At 68.2% G+C, this 17,477-nt stretch carries 18 protein-coding genes and 1 other RNA gene; 10 read left to right on the top strand and 9 right to left on the bottom strand.

Translation table 11 applies throughout. From position 1 onward, the window contains the following. Positions 1 to 73 precede the first annotated feature (73 nt). Entirely contained in the window at positions 74 to 448 is a 375-nt protein-coding gene (locus HCU76_RS17645; protein WP_218510173.1) for a GFA family protein, read from the bottom strand. A gap of 60 nt (positions 449 to 508) precedes the next feature. On the opposite strand from HCU76_RS17645, the gene pyrC reads away from it, so the two are divergent. The 4 genes from pyrC to htpX all read left to right on the top strand — a co-directional run bounded on the left by pyrC (position 509) and on the right by htpX (position 4,094). After that, entirely contained in the window at positions 509 to 1,549 is a 1,041-nt protein-coding gene (gene pyrC, locus HCU76_RS17650) for a dihydroorotase (RefSeq protein WP_218510174.1), read from the top strand. Further along, positions 1,546 to 2,376, top strand: a complete 831-nt coding sequence (locus HCU76_RS17655) for an NYN domain-containing protein (RefSeq protein ID WP_256354255.1) — start codon at positions 1,546 to 1,548, stop codon at positions 2,374 to 2,376. The genes pyrC and HCU76_RS17655 overlap by 4 nt, the downstream gene beginning before the upstream one ends. Positions 2,377 to 2,380: 4 nt before the next feature. Continuing rightward, positions 2,381 to 3,115, top strand: a complete 735-nt coding sequence (locus HCU76_RS17660) for a DUF3025 domain-containing protein (RefSeq protein WP_218510175.1) — start codon at positions 2,381 to 2,383, stop codon at positions 3,113 to 3,115. A 103-nt stretch (positions 3,116 to 3,218) separates the two neighbouring features. Continuing rightward, positions 3,219 to 4,094, top strand: a complete 876-nt coding sequence (gene htpX, locus HCU76_RS17665) for a protease HtpX (protein WP_213952915.1) — start codon at positions 3,219 to 3,221, stop codon at positions 4,092 to 4,094. 31 nt (positions 4,095 to 4,125) lie between these two features. On the opposite strand, the gene HCU76_RS17670 is transcribed toward htpX, so the two are convergent. From HCU76_RS17670 to cysK, 3 genes are all read right to left on the bottom strand, one after another. Then, a complete protein-coding gene (locus HCU76_RS17670) occupies positions 4,126 to 4,680 on the bottom strand; it encodes a VUT family protein (RefSeq protein WP_213952916.1) in 555 nt (184 codons plus the stop codon). After that, a complete protein-coding gene (locus tag HCU76_RS17675) occupies positions 4,680 to 6,350 on the bottom strand; it encodes an NAD(P)/FAD-dependent oxidoreductase (RefSeq protein WP_218510176.1) in 1,671 nt (556 codons plus the stop codon). The genes HCU76_RS17670 and HCU76_RS17675 overlap by 1 nt, the downstream gene beginning before the upstream one ends. 129 nt (positions 6,351 to 6,479) lie before the next feature. Then, entirely contained in the window at positions 6,480 to 7,400 is a 921-nt protein-coding gene (gene cysK, locus HCU76_RS17680; protein WP_213952918.1) for a cysteine synthase A, read from the bottom strand. 64 nt (positions 7,401 to 7,464) lie between these two features. Between cysK and rnpB the strand changes: the two genes are divergently transcribed. Together rnpB and HCU76_RS17690 are read left to right on the top strand one after the other, a co-directional pair. Further along, positions 7,465 to 7,835: RNase P RNA component class A (gene rnpB, locus HCU76_RS17685), an RNA gene on the top strand. 49 nt (positions 7,836 to 7,884) lie between these two features. After that, a complete protein-coding gene (locus HCU76_RS17690) occupies positions 7,885 to 8,901 on the top strand; it encodes an NADP-dependent oxidoreductase (RefSeq protein WP_218510177.1) in 1,017 nt (338 codons plus the stop codon). Positions 8,902 to 8,945: 44 nt separating this feature from the next. Here the strand turns inward: HCU76_RS17690 and HCU76_RS17695 are convergent, their stop codons facing one another. Further along, positions 8,946 to 9,719 carry an RNA pseudouridine synthase gene (locus HCU76_RS17695; RefSeq protein ID WP_218510178.1) on the bottom strand — a complete coding sequence of 258 codons (774 nt, stop codon included), beginning with the start codon at positions 9,717 to 9,719 and terminating at the stop codon, positions 8,946 to 8,948. Beyond that, a complete protein-coding gene (locus HCU76_RS17700) occupies positions 9,716 to 11,389 on the bottom strand; it encodes an MBL fold metallo-hydrolase (RefSeq protein WP_218510179.1) in 1,674 nt (557 codons plus the stop codon). The genes HCU76_RS17695 and HCU76_RS17700 overlap by 4 nt, the downstream gene beginning before the upstream one ends. Positions 11,390 to 11,578: 189 nt before the next feature. Here HCU76_RS17700 and HCU76_RS17705 point away from each other — a divergent pair, with 189 nt between their 5' ends. The 3 genes from HCU76_RS17705 to HCU76_RS17715 are packed head-to-tail and all read left to right on the top strand — an operon-like array spanning position 11,579 to position 13,670. After that, positions 11,579 to 11,959 carry a VOC family protein gene (locus HCU76_RS17705; RefSeq protein ID WP_213952922.1) on the top strand — a complete coding sequence of 127 codons (381 nt, stop codon included), beginning with the start codon at positions 11,579 to 11,581 and terminating at the stop codon, positions 11,957 to 11,959. A 25-nt stretch (positions 11,960 to 11,984) separates the two neighbouring features. After that, the gene (locus HCU76_RS17710) at positions 11,985 to 13,172 is read left to right on the top strand and encodes an amidohydrolase family protein (RefSeq protein ID WP_213953296.1); all 1,188 of its coding nucleotides are present in this window, start codon (positions 11,985 to 11,987) and stop codon (positions 13,170 to 13,172) included. A gap of 12 nt (positions 13,173 to 13,184) precedes the next feature. After that, positions 13,185 to 13,670, top strand: coding sequence for a nucleoside deaminase (locus HCU76_RS17715; RefSeq protein ID WP_218510180.1), 486 nt, complete (start codon positions 13,185 to 13,187; stop codon positions 13,668 to 13,670). 18 nt (positions 13,671 to 13,688) lie between these two features. Here the strand turns inward: HCU76_RS17715 and dkgB are convergent, their stop codons facing one another. Both dkgB and HCU76_RS17725 read right to left on the bottom strand, forming a co-directional pair. Further along, positions 13,689 to 14,504, bottom strand: a complete 816-nt coding sequence (gene dkgB / locus HCU76_RS17720) for a 2,5-didehydrogluconate reductase DkgB (protein WP_218510181.1) — start codon at positions 14,502 to 14,504, stop codon at positions 13,689 to 13,691. A 41-nt stretch (positions 14,505 to 14,545) separates the two neighbouring features. Then, on the bottom strand, positions 14,546 to 15,820 hold the full coding sequence (locus tag HCU76_RS17725) for an MFS transporter (RefSeq protein WP_371319847.1): 1,275 nt from the start codon (positions 15,818 to 15,820) through the stop codon (positions 14,546 to 14,548). A 96-nt stretch (positions 15,821 to 15,916) separates the two neighbouring features. Between HCU76_RS17725 and HCU76_RS17730 the strand changes: the two genes are divergently transcribed. Next, positions 15,917 to 16,831: a LysR substrate-binding domain-containing protein gene (locus HCU76_RS17730; RefSeq protein WP_213952925.1), complete on the top strand. Its 915-nt coding sequence runs from the start codon at positions 15,917 to 15,919 to the stop codon at positions 16,829 to 16,831. Between the two features lie 111 nt (positions 16,832 to 16,942). Here the strand turns inward: HCU76_RS17730 and HCU76_RS36665 are convergent, their stop codons facing one another. Further along, positions 16,943 to 17,329, bottom strand: coding sequence for a GNAT family N-acetyltransferase (locus HCU76_RS36665; RefSeq protein ID WP_256354268.1), 387 nt, complete (start codon positions 17,327 to 17,329; stop codon positions 16,943 to 16,945). Between the last annotated feature and the right edge of the window lie 148 nt (positions 17,330 to 17,477).

Genomic DNA, 17,477 nt, shown 5'->3' on the forward strand with positions numbered 1-17,477 from the left:
CGCCGAATGCTAACTGCAGTGAAATTTCAGGCCCATAGGGCTTACCTTGACCGGCCCTGCCGCCCTGCCGCGTCTATGTCAACTTGCCGACTTCCTGCTCCCAGTGACGCCCGTCGAAGGGCACGATCTCTGGCGATTCGGCTTGCAGGTCATAGTCGTCCAGGCAGCGCACGTTCACGGTGTAGAGCTCGGGCGCGGCGCGCGGGCGGGTGAAGGTGTGGATGCCGCACACGGTGCAGAAGTGGTGCTTGGCGACGCGCGTGCCGAACTGGTAGGTGCCGAGCGTCTCGTCGCCGCCGAGCAGCCGGAAATTCTCGGGCGCCACGCGGTGGTGCAGGATGCCTTTCTTCGTACAGACCGAGCAGTTGCACTGCGTGACGCGATCGATCACGGTGTCGATCTCGAAACGGATGGCGCCGCAATGGCAGCTTCCTTGATAGGTGGGCATCGGCTGATGCTACGTCGCGGCGCCGCGCGATGCGATGGGATCGGGTGGGAGAATTGCCCCATGACCCGCCCCGCAGACACCCTCACCATCACCCGTCCCGACGACTGGCACCTGCACGTGCGCGACGGCGCCGCGCTCGAAGCGGTCGTGCCGCATTCGGCCCGCCAGTTCGGCCGCGCGCTGATCATGCCCAACCTGCGCCCGCCCGTGACCACCGCGCGGCAGGCGATGGACTACCGCGAGCGCATCCTCGCCGCGGTGCCGTCCGGCACGACGTTCGAGCCCGTGATGTCGCTCTACCTCACCGACAAGCTGCCGCCGGAAGAGATAGCGCTCGCGGCCCAGGCCGGCGTGCGAGCCCTCAAGCTGTATCCGGCCGGCGCCACCACCAACAGCGATGCCGGCGTGACCGACATCCGCAAGACCTACAAGACGCTGGAGGCGATGCAGAAGCACGGCCTGCTGCTGCTGATCCACGGCGAAGTGACCGACCCGTCCATCGACCTGTTCGACCGCGAAGCCGCTTTCGTCGATCGCGTGATGATCCCGCTGCGCCGCGACTTCCCCGAACTCAAGATCGTGTTCGAGCACCTGACCACGAAGGAGGGCGCGCATTACGTGCGCGACGCCGGCAAGTTCACGGCCGCCACCATCACCGCGCACCACCTGCTCTACAACCGCAACGCCATCTTCACCGGCGGCATCCGCCCGCACTACTACTGCCTGCCGGTGCTCAAGCGCGAGACGCATCGCGTGGCCTTGGTCGAAGCAGCCACCAGCGGCAGCGACCGCTTCTTCCTCGGCACCGACAGCGCCCCGCATGCCGCGCACCTGAAGGAGCATGCGCTCGGCTGCGCAGGCTGCTACACCGCACTGACCGCGATCGAGTTGTATGCCGAGGCCTTCGACAATGTCGACGCCCTCGACAAGCTCGAAGGCTTCGCCAGCTTCCACGGCCCCGACTTCTACGGCCTGCCTCGCCACGCCGACACCATCACGCTGAAGCGCGAAACGTGGACCGTGCCCGAAACCGTCCCCTATGGCGACGCCACGCTGAAGCCTTTGCGCGGCGGCGAAACACTGAACTGGAAACTCACATGAACGACATGCCCAAGGTGATGCTCCTGATCGACGCCGACAACGTCTCGGCCGACGTGATGGAGCAGGCGGTGCACAAGGTGCTGGCCGAGCACGGCCACCTGCACGTGCGACGTGCCTACTGCACCGCTGAAGTCGCCTTGAAGCATCAGTTGGTGTTCAAGCGCCTTGGCGTGCGGCCGATGGTGAACCTCGCCGCAGGCAAGAACAGCACCGACATCGCGCTTGCCGTCGACGCGATGGACCTGGCCGTCAGCGAGCGGCCACAGGTCGTGTACCTGGTGTCGTCGGATTCCGATTTCGCGCCGCTCGTGATCCGCCTGCGCGAGAAGGGCTGCCGCGTCTGTGGCATCGGCCAGCAGGGCAAGACGGGCGACGAGACCACCACGGCCTATGACGAGTTCACGGACCTGCAGCACCACGGCAAGGGCGATCGCCCGGCCGCCGCTGCAGCGCCATCGATGCCCGCCGCGCGCACCGCGGGTCGCAAGACCGCGGCGAAGGCCGCGAAAAGTGGCGCTGCGAGTGACAGCCCGGCAAAGACGCCGCGCGCCAAGGCCGCTCCTGCCTCAAAGAAGGCCAAGACTGCAGCGAAGAAAAGCGCCAAGGCATCGGCCGCATCCGAAGCCGCCGAATTCATACTCCAGGCTGTGCCCGCCTTGCGCGGTGGCAACGAGGTCGCGCTGAACGACATCGCCCAGGCCCTGCGCGCGGCCAAGCTGCTCGGCAAGCGCGCCAGTTCCATCAAGCTGTTCGAGCAACTGCCCGCGGAATTCGCCGTGCTGCAGCACCCGGACCGCATCCGCTGGATCGGCACGCCCGCACCCTGAGCGTGTGGCCCCCGTCGACTGGTCCCGAGAGTGGCTGACGCCGTGGCACGTGCCGGGCGAATCGCTGGAACTCGCTGCCAGGCGCGCGTCGACCGCAGCGGCATTGCTGCAAGCAGCGCCGCCCGGCCTGCCGCGCTTCGTGCCGCACGACCATCTGCCCACCGGCGAAGCCTACGAAGCCTTCATCCACCGCACCGGCACCGTGCCCACGCGCGACAACCTTCATGACTTCTTCAACGGCCTCGTCTGGTTGAACGCCCCGCAGGCCAAGCGCCGCTTGAACCAGTTGCAGGCCGGCGAAATCACACGCACCGGCATCGGCGCCACGCGCGGCCGCTTGCGCGACGCGCTCACGCTGTTCGACGAAAACGGCGCTGTGCTCGATGCGCCGCCCGCGCTCTGGCAGGCGCTCGTCGCACGCGACTGGCAGCGCCTTTTCGTCACCGACCGCGCGTTGTGGCAGCAATCGCGGCTGCTCATCTTCGGCCATGCCCTGATGGAAAAACTGGTCTTTCCGCGCAAGCAGGCCACGGCCCATGTGCTACTCGCGCCGGGCCCCGATCCCTCCATCGCCAATGACGACGCGGCCATCGCCGCCGCACTCGACGCCACGCACCTCGCGACCAAGCCCTTCGTGCCGCTGCCGGTGCTCGGCGTGCCCGGCTGGTGGGCCGACAACACGAACTTTTGCTTCTATGATGACTCCGACGTTTTTCGTCCACGCCGCTCCCCTGAGTAGAAGAACAACCCACACGGGATCGCGTTGAGCGCAGCTTGAATCGGCCCGTCCGGCCCTCATCTGCGCGCTGGTGTCACACGGTGTTCCCCACGGAGAAATCAACTTGAAACGCATCCTTCTTTTCGTCCTGACCAACGTCCTCGTTGTCACGGTGCTCGGCGTGGTCGCCAGCCTGCTGGGCGTCAACCGCTTCCTCACGGCCAACGGGCTCAACCTCACGTCGCTGCTCGGCTTCGCGCTGGTGATGGGCTTCGGCGGCGCGATCATCTCGCTGCTCATCAGCAAGCCGATGGCCAAGTGGTCCTCCGGCCTGCGCATGATCGACAACCCGCAGAACGCCGACGAAGCCTGGATCGTCGACACCGTGCGCAAGTTCGCCGACAAGGCCGGCATCGGCATGCCGGAAGTCGGCATCTTCGAAGGCGAGCCCAATGCCTTTGCCACGGGCGCCTTCAAGAACTCGTCGCTCGTCGCGGTGTCGACCGGCCTGCTGCAAGGCATGACCCACGAAGAGATCGAAGCCGTGATCGGCCACGAGGTGGCGCACATCGCGAATGGCGACATGGTCACGATGACGCTGATCCAGGGCGTGATGAACACCTTCGTGGTGTTCCTGTCGCGCGTGATCGGCTACGCGGTCGATTCATTCCTGCGCCGCGGCGACGACCGCAGCTCGGGCCCCGGCATCGGCTACATGATCACGACCATCGTGCTCGACATCGTGCTCGGCTTTGCCGCCGCCATCGTGGTGGCCTGGTTCTCGCGCCAGCGCGAGTTCCGCGCCGACGCCGGTGCCGCCCAGCTCATGGGCCGCAAGCAGCCGATGATGAATGCGCTGGCCCGCCTGGGCGGCCTGCCGGCCGGCGAGTTGCCGAAGGCGGTGGAGGCCATGGGCATCACCGGCAAGATGGGCCAATTGTTCGCTACGCACCCGCCGATCGAAGAGCGCATCGCGGCACTGCAGAACGCGCAGGGTTGAGGCGAGAAAACCGATCGCGCAGGGGCCGCGCTCAGCAGCCGGATGGCACGGTCGCCCGGCGCCCGATCAACAACCGGAACGGCAGCAGCATCAGCACGCCGACGCCGAGCTTGACCATCAGGTCACCCGCCGCCCAGCTGAGCCACGGTCCGCCTTCGCCCGCAAAGGCAATCCCCCAGAACACGATGCTGTCGAGCACTGCCGCGACGATGGTGGCGACCAGCGGCCCGCGCCACCACAACGCGCGGCGCAACCGGTCGAACACGCGGATATCCAGCAATTGCGACGCGATGAATGCGAGGCCCGATGCCAGCGCGATGCGCACCGGCGCGAGCGCCAGCGATGCGACGACGGCCACCGCGAATCCGAACCAGGCCACGCGGCGCGCCACGCCTGGGCCGAATCGCCGGTTGACCAGGTCGCTCACCAGATAGGCCACCGGGTAGGTGAAGGCGCCCCAGGTCAGCCAGTCGTTGATGGCGAACTGCACGAGGATGTTGGAGGCCAGCACCACCACGGCCATGGCCAGCGTGGCCGCGGCGAACTGGACCATCGAAGGGCGGGCGAAGAAGGGCATCGGCTGCATCACAGGCTCGCCGTCCGTTCCTGCGCCGCATCGGCCAGCAGTTCGCGCGCCACGGCTTCCGCGACCTTGATGCCGTCCACGCCAGCCGACAGGATGCCGCCCGCGTAGCTCGCGCCTTCGCCGGCCGGATAGAGGCCGCGCACGTTCAGGCTCTGCAGGTCCTCGCCGCGCGTGATCTTGATGGGGGATGAGGTGCGCGTTTCCACGCCGGTCAGCACGGCGTCGTGCAGGTCGAAGCCCTTGATCTTGCGGCCGAACACGGGGAAGGCCTCGCGCATGGCTTCGATCGCATAGGCGGGCAGCGCCTGGTGCAGGTCGGTCGGCGTCACGCCCGGCTTGTACGAAGGCTCGACGCTGCCGAGCGCGGTCGACGGGTTGCCTGCGACGAAGTCGCCGACCAATTGGCCCGGCGCGCGATAGTCGCCGCCGCCGAGCACGAAGGCGTTGGATTCCAGCTCGCGTTGCAGCGCGATGCCGGCCAGCGCATTCCCTGGCGCATCGGACGACCAGCCCGGGAAATCGCGCGGCTCGATGCCCACGACGAGGCCGGCATTCGCATTGCGCTCGTTGCGCGAATACTGGCTCATGCCGTTGGTGACGACGCGACCGGGCTCGCTCGTCGCCGCGACCACCGTGCCGCCCGGGCACATGCAGAAGCTGTAGACCGAACGCCCGTTGCTCGCGTGGTGCACCAGCTTGTAGTCGGCCGCGCCCAGCAGCGGATGGCCGGCGTGGCGGCCCCAGCGCGCGCGGTCGATCAGGCCCTGCGGATGCTCGACGCGGAAGCCGATCGAGAAGGGCTTTGCCTCGATGTGCACGCCGCGCTCATGCAGCATCGCGAAGGTGTCGCGCGAGCTGTGGCCGAGCGCCATCACGACATGGTCGGCGCGCACCTGGTTCGACACGCCGGTGGCCTGGTCGAGCACGGTGAGTCCGCGAATGTGGCCGTCCTCGATCAGCACGTCGGTCACGCGCTGCTCGAAGCGCACCTCGCCACCGAGCGCAATGATTTCCGCGCGCATGGTCTCGACCACCTTCACCAGCTTGAAGGTGCCGATGTGCGGATGCGCCACGAAGAGGATCTCCGCCGGCGCGCCCGCCTTGACGAACTCCTCCATCACCTTGCGGCCGAGGAATCGCGGGTCCTTGATCTGGCTGTAGAGCTTGCCGTCGGAGAAGGTGCCGGCGCCGCCCTCGCCGAACTGCACGTTCGACTCGGGGTTGAGCACGCTCTTGCGCCACAGGCCCCAGGTGTCCCGGGTGCGCTGGCGCACGGTCTTGCCGCGCTCCAGCACGATCGGCCTGAAGCCCATCTTGGCGAGCATCAGCGCCGCGAAGATGCCGCAGGGCCCGAAGCCCACGACGACGGGGCGCACGGGCAGTTCGGCGGGCGCCTGTGCCGGGACGCGATAGACCATGTCGGGCGTCGGTATCACGCGCGGATTCCCGTGCAGCTTGGCGAACAGCTTCGCTTCCTGCGAGGGGTCTGCGAGCGTCACGTCGACGATGTAGACCTGCAGCAAGTCGACCTTGCGCGCGTCGAAGCTGCGCTTGAAGACGTGGATGTCGGCAATGGCCTCGGGCTCGACGCCGAGCAGGCCCTGCACCGCGCGCGGCAGGGCGTCGGAAGGCGGGTCCAGGGGGAGTTTGATTTCGGAGAGGCGGATCATCGTGAGGCTTGTGGTTATCAAGCAGGACGGGGTGAAACGGACAGCGCCCGCGGTGGGCGGCGCGGGCGCTGGAGCGGCGATTTTCGCCGAGAACGGAAAAGGGCGCGCTGGAAGGGGCGCCCGGTGGGGTCACACCGGCAGGAACCCTTCCACCGACAGGTAGCGCTCGCCCGTGTCGTAGTTGAACCCCAGCACCACCGCATCGGCCGCCAGGTCCGGCAGCTTTTGCGCGATGGCGGTCAGCGTGGCGCCCGAGGAGATGCCGACCAGGATGCCTTCCTCGCGGGCGCAGCGGCGCGCCATCTCGCGGGCCGGTTCGGCATCGACCTGGATCACGCCGTCGAGCAGGCTGGTGTCCAGGTTCTTCGGGATGAAGCCGGCGCCGATGCCCTGGATCGGGTGCGGCGATGGCTGGCCGCCCGAGATCACCGGCGACGCCACCGGCTCCACGGCGAACACCTTGAGCTTCGGCCACTTCTTCTTCAACACCTGCGCGCAGCCGGTGATGTGGCCGCCGGTGCCGACGCCGGTGATGAGCACGTCGATGCCCTCCGGAAAGTCCGCGGCGATTTCCTCTGCCGTGGTGCGCACGTGCACCTCGATGTTGGCCGGGTTGTTGAACTGCTGCGGCATCCAGGCGCCGGGGGTGGAGGCGACGATTTCCTCGGCGCGCGCGATCGACGCCTTCATGCCGCCGGCGCGCGGCGTGAGGTCGAAGCTGGCGCCGTAGGCCAGCATCAGGCGGCGCCGCTCGACCGACATCGAGTCGGGCATGACCAGCACCAGCTTGTAGCCCTTGACCGCCGCGACCATCGCCAGCCCGATGCCGGTGTTGCCGGAGGTCGGCTCGACGATGGTGCCGCCGGGCTTGAGCGCGCCGGACTTCTCTGCGTCCTCGACCATCGACAGCGCGATGCGGTCCTTGATCGAACCGCCTGGATTGGCGCGCTCGGATTTGATCCAGACCTGCTGGGTCGCATTGCCGAACAGGCGCTGGATGCGGATGTGCGGCGTGCCGCCGATGGTGTCGAGGATGCTCTGGGCTTTCATGAAATCGGACTCCTGAAGGTCAACGAACGGTGGACCGCCATTGTGGCGAGATAATCCACCCCGTGAAGCACGCCGGACCGCCGCTGGTGCAAGCCCGCAAGGGGCGACGCCGAAAGGCGCCGCGTCGAAAGACCGCACTGGAGGAACGTCCGGACTGCACAGGACAGCGCAGGAGCTAACGGCTCCCCATCGTGAGGTGAGGATCAGAGCAACAGAGACGAGTCGGTGCCGGGGCAACCCGGCATCGGGTGAAACGGGCAATCTCTGCGCGCAGCAACACCAAGTAGGCCAGTTTCGAGGTGGTTCCGCTGAGCTGGCGGGTAGGTGGCATCGAGCCGTCCGGGTGACCGGCGGCCCAGATTAATGGCGGTCACGCCGGGTGCGTCGCAAGACGAATCCGGCGCACAGAATCCGGCTTACAGGCGTGCTTCACACTTTTCACATCGCGTCGTCGATCGCGGCGCGGCCCCAGGAGATCGACACCATGCAAACCCGCGAGATCGTGCTGGCGCGGCGCCCCGACGGAAAGGCGCGCGCGGACGACTTCAGCGTGCAAGCCCGTGAACTCGCACCGCTGCAGGCTGGATGCGTCCGCTTGCGTGCCCTCTACTGGGCCGTCGACCCCGGCATGCGGTCACGCCTGGGCGGCGTGCGCAGCTATGTCGAGCCGGTGGCGCTGGGCGGCGTGGTCGGCGGCGCGGCCGTCGCGCAGGTGTTGGAGAGTCGCAGCGAGCGTTTCGTCGCCGGCGATCTGGTGACCGGCCTGCTGGGTTGGCGCGAGGCGGGCGATTTCCCGGAGGCGGCGCTGAAGCAGGCGCCCGAACGCGGCACGATGCCCGCGAGCGCACTGCTGGGCTTGCTGGGAACGCCCGGCATGACGGCCTTCTTCGGCATGCGCGACGTCGGCTGTGTGCAAGCCGGCGAGACGGTGCTGGTCACGTCCGCCGCAGGCGCGGTCGGCGCAGCGGCCGGGCAGTTTGCGAGGCTGATGGGCGCCCGCGTGACTGGCGTGGCGGGCAGCGATGCCAAGGTCGAATGGCTGACCGGCGAGGCCGGCTTCGCGGACGCATTCAACTACAAGACGATCGACGACATGGCGGCCGAACTCGGTCGCCGTTTCCCGGAAGGCATCGATGTGCTGTTCGACAACGTCGGCAACCGCATGGTGGATGCCGCGCTGCCGCACATGAAGGTACGCGGGCGCATCGTGGTGTGCGGCCAGACCGAGGACTACAGCGTCGCGCCGCAGGAACGCCACGGGATCCGCAACACCAGCCACCTGATCTCGAAGCGGCTGCGCGTCGAGGGCCTGCTGGCCTACGACCATGCAGCGCGCTACGGCGAGGCCATTGCGCAGATCAACACATGGTGGCGGGAAGGGCGCCTGGTGGTGCGAGAGGACATCAGCCACGGATTCGACAGCCTGCCGGCTGCGTTCGTAGACCTGTTCGACGGGAAGACCTTTGGCAGAAGGTTGGTGGCCGCATCGCGCGGGCAGTGAGCAACAGGGGCGACCGAGTCGCCCTCTACCTCACCGCCGGAATTTCAAACCCGCTCACCCGGCGCCATGAAGCGCCACTCGCCCACCTCCAGACCCGCCAGCGGCAGCCGCCCCACCCGGATGCGCTTCATCTGCAGGATGCGCAGCTCGGCCATGTCGCACATCTGCGCGATCTGCCCCGGCCAGCTGCCCTTGACGGCAAAGCGCAGGCCCGTGCGTGTCTCGGCCTGCTGACCGATGCTGACCTTCGCGGGCAGCATGGCGCGGCCGTCGATCACGGGTGACTGGTTCAGCCGGTGTAGCGCCACGCCGTTGACCAGGCCGGCCACGTCGACCATTACCTCGTTCTCGATCAGCCCGGCGTCCTCGACCAGCTTGCGCTGCACGCGCGGTTCCTGCGTGAACACGATCAGGCCGCTGGCGCCCTTCTCCAGCGGCGTGAAGCATTGCTGCCCCACGAAATGCCGCTGAAGGTGCGGACGCTGGGAGCGGTCGCTTTCGCTGTGCTTCGACGCGACCAGCAAGCGCTCCAGCGGCGCATCGAAGGCGATGCCGGCGGGCTTGTGCAGCAGCAGCGTCACAGGCTCGACAGCCACGGGGCGCGCCCCGCTGGCGATTTCCACCTGTTGTTCGTCGCGCACGCGTCGCGCCGGCACTTCCACGACCTTGCCGTCGACGCGCACCGCGCCGTTCTCGATGAGCAGTTCGGCCTCGCGGCGCGACACGTTGGCCATCGCGGCGACGCGCTTGGCCAGGCGGATGCCTTCTTCCTCCTCGGCGGCGTGCGAGGGAGCACCCCTGGCGCGGCGCTCGTTCATGGCTGCGCCAGCGTGCGAATGCGCTCGACATGGGCCTGCAGCGAGCGTGCCGCCACCGGCCACATGCGCGAAGGCACGTCGTCGTAGGCGATCGGCAACCAGTCTTCCGATGTGCCCTCGGGCTGCTGGCGCATTGCGGCGGCGATCTTGGCCTCGCGCTTGAGGCGGTGCGCCTTGAGCCGCGCGATGGCGGTGCGCGCCTGTCCCAGCACGTAGCCGTGCGCTGGCAGGATGAACTCCACCGCATGCGCCACACAGGCCTCGTCGAGCAGGTCGAGCGACTTCAGGTAGGCCGTCATGTTGCCGTCGGGCGGGTCGATCACGGTGGTGCTGCCGTTCAGGATGTGGTCGCCGCTGAACAGCAGGCCGTCTTCTTCCAGCAGCAGGCACAGGTGATTGGCCGCGTGGCCCGGCGTATGGATCACGCGCAGCGTGTGCGTCGGGGCCGGCACGCCGTCGGGCGGCAACGCGTGCGCGGACAGCGTGATGCGCTCGTCGTTGGCCAGTACGCGGTCCGGCGTGAAACGTGCCGCGGGGCGCGCGCTCGGCGCCGAGGGAAGGCCGAGGATCGGCGGGCGCTGCTTCTTGCACAGCGCCTGCAGCGGCAGCGCGCCCGGGGAATGGTCGGAATGCGAATGGGTGCAGACGATCGCGCGGATGTCGCCCTGGGTGATGCGCCACAGGCGGCCGATGTGGTCGAAGTCGTTCGGGCCGGGGTCGATCACGAGGTAGCCGGTTGCTGCGTCGCCCACGATGTAGGTGTTGGTGCCGGGGCCGGTCATCGCGCCCGGATTGGGCGCAGTCAGGCGCATCACGTTCTTCAGCAGGCGTACCGGTTCCTCGCACTGCCAGTCGAGCGTGTGCACCAACTGGCCATCGGGGCACACCAGCGCGAGTTCGCCGAAGGGCGACTCGTGCTCCATGTAGCGCAACTCCTTGCCGCCCAGCAAGCCGCCGCGCGGGCAACTGGTCCACAGCGGATGCTCGCGCGCGCAGGCGGCGAGCACGGCGTCGACGCTGTCGAAGGCGGCCAGCTTTTCCAGCGTACGCACCGTCGGGAAGATCATGAAGAAGCGCTTCTTCGCATGGCGTTCCAGTGCATCGGCGGGGCGCACCCAGCAGGGCTCGAACTGCTCCGCCTCATCGGCCACCGGCACCTGGCCTTCGGGCATGCGCGCGACGAGGAAGGGCACGTCGAAGCGCTTGGGCATGTCGCGGTCGGTGATCCAGTGCGCGAAGGTGAAGACCTCGTCGGAGGCCAGCCGCAGCCCTTTCACCGCGCATTGGGCGGCCAGCGTCACGGCGGGCGGATTGCCGCGGTCCATGGCGGCCACCTCGGCGCCGCTGACCATGCGGCTGTCGTCGGTGTGGCGCGCGAGCAGCACGCCCAGCTCCTCGAAGCACTCGCGGATGGCCGCGATGGCCTGCGTCATTTGCAGCCGGCTTTGTGTGCGGCGCCGCGCGGCGATCGGTCGCGCCTCCACGTCGTTGTCGTCGATGCGCCCGCCCGGAAAGACGTACGCGCCCGGCGCGAAGCTGGCGTTGTCGGAACGCCGCGTCATCAGGACCTCGATGCCGGCGGGCGTGTCGCGCAGCAGCAGCACCGTCGCGGCGGGCAGCAAAGGGGCGGGCTGGCGTGACGGATGGATTTGTTGGCTTGAGCGGACCATCGCAGCATTATCGGGAGACTGGCCCGCGCGTGCTTTGCCGTGCGGAAACCGGGACTGCGGATAACCCGGATTGCCCACTCGCTTCCGGCGCGGTCCGAATCTTGCGGCGGCTCCAGCCCCGGGCGACCTGAACCGTTCAGGCGGTGTGGGCGCTATGCTCCCCGGAGCCAAGTCAAAGGAGAAGACGACATGCTGAAAAACAGCAAGGCCTTCAGCGGCTATTCGGTCGACGACATGAGCATTGCGCTGTCGTTCTACGGCGAGACGCTGGGCCTGGACGTGTCGGAAGACGACGGCCTGATGAGGCTGCACCTGGCCGGCGGCACCGAGGTGCTGGTGTACGTCAAGCCCAATCACGCGCCGGCCACCTATACCGTGCTCAACTTTCCGGTGAAGAACGTCGACAAGACGGTGACCGCGCTGAAGGAGCGTGGCGTTCGCTTCGAGTCCTACGACATGCCCGGGCTGGAGACCGATTCCAACGACATCTGCCGCGACCCGGGCGGCCCGGTCATCGCGTGGTTCCGCGACCCGGCGGGCAACATCCTCTCGGTGCTGCAGGAGCATTGATGAACTTCCGGCGCGGGACATGGACGTGGCCTCGCTGCTGATCCGCAACGTGCGTCCGGCGGGCGGTGCACCGCTCGACGTGCTGGTGCAGGGCGGGCGCATCGCCGTGCTCGGCCCGGCGTTGCAGGCGCCGACTGGATGCGCGACCGAGGAGGGCGGTGGCGCCTTGCTGCTGCCGGCCCTGGTCGAAGGCCACACCCACCTCGACAAGACGCTGTGGGGCATGGACTGGTACCGCAACGAGGTCGGCCAGCGCCTCTCCGACAAGATCGACAACGAGCGGGCGTTCCGCCATGCGAGCGGCCACGACGCGGCTGGCCAGTCGCTGGCGCTGGCCCGGGCCTTCCTGGCGCTGGGCACGACCCGCTTGCGCACCCATGTGGACATCGACACGCAAGCCGGCCTGCGGCACCTCGAAGGCGTCCTGCAGACGCGCGACGCCATGGCCGCGCTGCAGCAGCAGATCCAGATCGTCGCCTTCCCGCAGTCCGGCCTGCTGATCCGCCCGGGCACGGCCGAATTGCTCGACCGGGCCATGGCGGCCGGCGCCGACGTGCTGGGCGGCCTCGACCCCTGCGCCATCGACGGCGACCCGGTGCGCTCGCTCGATGTGCTGTTCGGCCTGGCCGAGCGCCACGGCTGCCCGCTCGACATCCACCTGCACGAACCCGGTGCGATGGGCGCGTTCTCGCTCGGCCTGATCCTGGACCGCACCCAGGCGCTGGGCCTGCAGAACAAGGTCGCGATCAGCCATGGCTTCTGCCTGGGCGACCTGGCGCCGGCCGAGCGCGACCCGCTGCTCGCGCGCATGGCGGCGCTGGGCGTGGTGCTGGTCACGACCGGCTCGGCCTCGCGCAACGTGCCGCCCCTGATGGTGTGCCGCCATGCGGGCGTGACGGTGTTCGGCGGCAACGACGGCATCCGCGACACCTGGTCGCCCTACGGCAACCCCGACATGCTGGAGCGCGCGATGCTGATCGGCCTGCGCTACAACCTGCGCCGCGATGATGAACTCGATGTCGCGCTCGATTGCGTGACCCACGCCGCCGCGCGCGCTTGCGGATTCGAGGCCTACGGACTGGTGCCGGGTGACCGGGCCGACCTGGTCCTGGTCGATGCGCAGACGGTGGCGCAGGCGGTGGTCGCCAGGCCAGCACGCAAGCTGGTGGTGGCCGGTGGGCAGGTCGTCGCGCGCGACGGCATCCTGATTTGAGGAGAGAACGTTTTGTACGACGAGACATTCATGCGGCGCGCCCTGGCGCTGTCGGCCCGGGCACTCGACACGCCCGGCACCGAACCCTTCGGCGCGGTGGTGGTGAAGGACGGCGCCGTGGTCGGCGAAGGCTTCAACCATTCGGTCGCACATTTCGACCCCACCTCGCATGGCGAGGTGGAAGCCATCCGCGACGCCTGCCGCAAGCTGGAGACGGTGGACCTGTCGGGCTGTGATCTCTATTCCTCGTGCGAGCCCTGCGCGCTGTGCGCGGCGGCGATGCATATCGTGGGCATTCGCAAGCTCTATTACGGTGCGTCGCTGGCGCAGTCGGGGGAGGCGTTTGCGGGTGTGTCCGCGGCCGACCGGCATCCGATCGACGTGGAGACCCTGCGTGCCGAAGCCGGCGCGCCGCTGCACAAGCGCGCGCTGCCGGCGGAGCAGAAACTGGACGGCGAGGCGATCCCCATCCTGCGCGCCTGGGCGGCCTCGCGATAGTTCGGGCGGCTCAGCGGCTCAGTCCCACAGCGGCGCGAGGCCGTCCGGGCTGACGAGGCGCTCCCCGCGGTCGAGCGCCGCGATCTGCGCCATCTCCTCGTTGCTGAGATGCAGCGCTTGCGCCTTCAGGTTGCTTTCCAGGTTGGCCGCTTTCGTGGACGACGGAATCACCGCATGTCCGAGTTGCATCGCCCAGGCCAGCGCCACCTGCGCGGTCGTGGCGCCGCGGGCCAGGGCGATGCGCTGCAGCACCGGGTCGCCCAGCACCTTGCCGTAGGCCAGCGTCATGTAAGAGCTGATGCCGATGCCCTGGCGGCGTGCAAAGTCCGCGAGCTTGCGGTTCTGCAGGTAGGGATGCAATTCGACCTGGTTTGTCGCGATCGCCTGCGCACCCACCGCGTCGATGGCCTGCCGCATCAGGTCGATGTTGAAATTCGACACGCCGATGCGCTTCGTCAGCCCCTGCGCCTTGGCTTCGGCCAGCGCGCGCATGAATTCGGCCACCGGCACCGCGTTGGCGGGCGAGGGCCAGTGGATCAGCGTCAGGTCGACATGGTCGGTGCGCAACTTCGCGAGGCTGTCCTTCAGGCTCTGCGCGAGCTTGGCCTTGGGATAGTTGTCGGTCCAGATCTTGGTGGTGATGAAGAGGTCCTCGCGCGCGACGCCGCTCTCGGCAATCGCCTGGCCCACCTCGGCCTCGTTGCCGTAGATCTGCGCCGTGTCGATGAGCCGAAAGCCGAGCGAAAGGCCGGTCTTCACCGAGTCGATGACGGTCTGGCCGGTCAGGCGGAAGGTGCCGAGGCCGAAGAGGGGAATGCTGTTGTTGGTGTTCATGGTAGGAGTATTTGAATGCGGGATTTGAAAGGGTTCATTCCTCAACGCAGCATGGAAGGGGAGCGAGGGCTGTGCGGGGGCACCCGCGGATCCGGCTTTGCCGGGCCGCCGGGTGCGCCCCCTGGAGGGGATGCGCCGAAGGCGCTGCGGGGGTGGGCCAGCCTGCGGTCGAGCACGCCGCTCCATTGCGTCAGCGCAAGAGACACCAGCACCACCAGCGCGCCGATCCAGGGCGTATGCATCAGCCCCAGATGCGTGACGATCAGGCCGCCGGCCCAGGCCGCGCCGGCAATGCCGAGGTTGAAGGCCGCGATGTTGAGGCCCGAGGCCACGTCGACGGCCTGCGGCGTGAAACGCTCGGCCTGCTTGACGACGTAGACCTGCAGCCCCGGCACGTTGCCGAACGCGACCGCGCCCCAGGCCAGCACGGTCAGCAGGGCCAGCCACTTGTGTGGCGCTGTGAAGTTGAAGACCAGCAGCACCACGGCCAGCAGCGCAAAGATGATGCGCAGCGCCGGGATCGGCCCCATGCGGTCGGCCAGCTTGCCGCCCCAGATGTTGCCGACGGCGACGGACACGCCGTAGACCAGCATCACCCAGCCCACCGCGCCGGGGCTGAAGCCCGAGACTTCGGTGAGGATCGGCGCGAGGAAGGTGAACGGAATGAAGGTGCCGCCATAGCCGATGGCCGTCTTGGCATAGACCAGCAGCAGGCGCGGCTCGGCCAGCACCTTGGCCTGTTGCGCCAGCGAGGCCGGCGGCGTGTGGCGAATGTCCTTCGGCACGAACATCCAGCTGCCGATGAACGCGATCACACCCAGTGCCGACACGGCCAGGAAGGTCTCGCGCCAGCCGAAGTGCTGGCCGATGAAAGTGCCCAGCGGCACGCCCGTGACCAGCGCCACGGTGAGGCCGGTGAACATGATCGCGATGGCGCTGGCGGCCTTGTCCCCGGCGACCAGCCCGGTCGCGATGGTCGAGCCGATCGAGAAGAACACGCCGTGCGCGAGGCCGGTGAGCACGCGCGCGGCCACCAGCGTCTCGTAGCTCGGCGCCTGCCAGGCCAGCAGGTTGCCCGCGGTGAACAAGGCCATCAGGCCGAGCAGCAACAGCTTGCGCGGCACCTTGCCGGTGAGCGCGGTGAGCACCGGCGCACCGATGGCGACGCCGAGCGCATAGAGGCTGACCAGCAGGCCAGCCGACGGAATGTCGATGCCGAGGTCCGCGGCAACGGTGGGAAGCAGGCCGACGATCACGAACTCGGTCGTGCCGATGGCAAAGGCGCTGAGCGTCAGCGCGAAAAGGGCAATGGGCATGAAAGGCAACTCCTGTGGGATGGCATGGAGTGTCGGCCGATCGTCTTTGCAGAAAAACCCGTCAGTCGGCACAATTCTGTTGACTGCGAGTCAACAATGAAAACTACCCTCGAGGAATTGCAGGCCTTTGCCGCCGTGGTCGGCACGGGCTCCATCACGGCCGCGGCCGACCAGCTGGGGCAGACCGTCTCTGGCGTGAGCCGCGCGCTCGCCCGCCTGGAAAAGAAGCTCGACACCACCCTGCTGCGCCGGACCACGCGCCGCATCGAGCTCACCGAGGAAGGCCATGCCTTCCTCGTCCACGCCCGCGCCATCCTGGCCTCGATCGACGATGCCGAGGAGCACATGGCCGCGCGCCGCCAGCAGCCCGCCGGGCGCTTGCGCGTGAACGCCGCCACGCCCTTCATGCTGCATGCCATCCTGCCGCTGGTGCCCGAGTTCCGCCGCACGTACCCGCAGATCGCGCTGGAGCTCAACACCGACGAGCTCAACATCGACCTGCTGGAGCGGCGCACCGATGTCGCCATCCGCATCGGAGAGCTGCGCGATTCCACGCTGCACGCACGGCCGCTCGCGATCAGCCGGTTGCGTGTGCTCGCAAGTCCGGCCTACCTCAAGGCGCACGGCCGTCCCAAGGCGGTGGCCGACCTCGGCAAGCACACGTTGCTCGGTTTCACGCACCTCGATTCCTTGAACCGCTGGCCCTTGCGCGGCACGCATGGCGACGAATGGGCCATCACACCGACGATCGGCGCCTCCAACGGCGAGACGCTGCGCCACCTGGCCTTGCAGGGCAGCGGCATCGTCTGCCTGTCGGACTTCATGACGGCCGGAGATCGAGCGCGAGGCGACCTGGTGCAGGTGCTTGCGAAGGACACCGTCGATGTGCGGCAGGCCATCAACGCCGTCTACTACCGCAACACGCAGTTGGCGGCGCGCATCGCCTGCTTCCTGGACTTCCTCGCCGCGCGCTTCGGCGGAGGGGCAGGGTGCTGGTCTCGGAAGGTGTGAAGATTTCGTAGCGAGGGCGCCGATGTCGGGTCGAGGACCGGAACCGCACTCTCGTGCGGTGAGGACCGCAGGCCCGAGATCGGCGTCCGCAGTAGAAAGATTCAGACCTTCTCAGGCGTCCGGCAAGGATTCGAGCTTGATGCGATAGCGCAGCTCGCGGTTGCCGCCGATGGCGGGCACGGTGATGAATTCCTCGACCAGCACGCCGCCGTTGCGCGCGATCACGCGTTGCGACGCCAGGTTGTCCGGCGTCGTCGTGATCTCGACGTAGCGCAGGCCTTCGGCGACTGCGTCGCGCAACAGCAGCCGCAAGGCTTCCGTGGCGTAGCCGCGCCCGCTCTTCCACGGCACCACGCCGTAGCCGATGTGGCCCAGGCAATACGGCGGCAAGGCGTTGCTTCCCTTCTGCCAGCGCAAGCCGATGCTGCCGCAGAACTCGCCGTCCCAGATCCAGCGCCGATAGCCCGGCAGCTTGGGCACGGTCGAGCCGTCGGGCATCGTCACCGGCGGGCCAGCACCTTCGCGGTCGACCAGGCCGGCCAGGAAGGCGTCCGCGTCGCGCCGTATCTGTTCGATTTCCTCGCGCCCGGCGTCGGCACGGAGGTTGTTGGGTGACCAGCCGCGCTCCAGTGCCGCGAGGTAGCCT

The sequence above is a fragment of the Variovorax sp. dw_308 genome (assembly GCF_019207085.1).
Classification (GTDB): Bacteria; Pseudomonadota; Gammaproteobacteria; order Burkholderiales; family Burkholderiaceae_C; genus Variovorax.